Origin of the sequence: Hydrotalea sp. (assembly GCF_049968455.1) — a bacterium.
Taxonomy (GTDB): domain Bacteria; phylum Bacteroidota; class Bacteroidia; order Chitinophagales; family Chitinophagaceae; genus Hydrotalea.
The window spans coordinates 1-534 of record NZ_JBMFQT010000073.1 but is presented as its reverse complement, the minus strand read 5'-3'; the positions used below and the strand labels follow the sequence as shown (position 1 = coordinate 534).

At 34.6% G+C, this 534-nt stretch carries 1 protein-coding gene; it reads right to left on the bottom strand.

Features of this window, described 5'->3' with window-relative positions:
* Window positions 1–534 (bottom strand): amino acid permease (locus ACP5P5_RS13760; RefSeq protein WP_428286688.1); only part of this gene is annotated, 534 nt, incomplete at both ends.

Genomic DNA, 534 nt, shown 5'->3' with positions numbered 1-534 from the left:
GAGACACCTGCTAAAACACCTCCAAAGCCATTAGGCAGAAATGGTGACCAATTTGCGGGTTTTACGTAAAAAAAGCCCAAAACTATAACAAAAATAATTACTATGATTTTGAAAATCACCATAAAATTGGTTGATTTCTTACTCTCTTTTATACCCACATAAGCCAAAATGGTAATTAATACAACAATAATAAAAGCAGGCAGATTCAATAAAATGTGTTTACCAAAAACAACGGGAGCATTATTCCACGTATCAACGGCAGCTAATAAATGCTGCGGTAAAATTTGGTTGTTGGTTGTTAAAGAAATAGCTTCATGATAATCTTTGGCAGCAGAAAATGGGTCAGTTAATAACCATCCGGGTAAATGAATACCTAAACCCATTAAAAGATTATTAAAGTAACCACTCCAGCTAATGGCTACAACAATATTTCCAATAGCATATTCTAAAATTAATGCCCACCCAATTATCCATGCTATTAATTCACCAAAACTAACGTAAGCATAAGTGTAAGCACTACCGGCTATGGGAACC